Annotated in this window: 1 pseudogene; it reads right to left on the minus strand. The window is 67.6% G+C overall.

Going from position 1 to position 253, the window contains the following annotated elements:
• Positions 1-28: 28 nt before the first annotated feature.
• Positions 29-253 (minus strand): annotated as a pseudogene (locus tag PSD17_RS04575) (IS110 family transposase); the annotation flags it as partial.

The following is a 253-nucleotide window of genomic DNA, read 5'->3' on the forward strand; positions in this document are numbered from 1 at the left end:
CGGTCAGACATCCCATGACGTAGTGGTGTCAAGCGGCAGCGGTGAAGCGGTGGGCCCAGGCGGTGGTCTCGTTGTAGGTGGTGCGGGTCTTCAGGCAGCCGTGCAGGATCCCGACGAGGCGGTTGCCGAGCTGGCGTAGGGCGGCGTGGTGGCCGACCTTGCGGCTTCGGAGTTCGTCGTAGTAGGCGCGGGCGCCGGGTGAGTTCGTCAGTGCGCAGAACGCCCACTGGTGCACTGCGTCGCCGAGGCGTTT

Origin of the sequence: Pseudonocardia sp. D17 (genome assembly GCF_036984265.1) — a bacterium.
Lineage (GTDB): Bacteria > Actinomycetota > Actinomycetes > Mycobacteriales > Pseudonocardiaceae > Pseudonocardia > Pseudonocardia benzenivorans.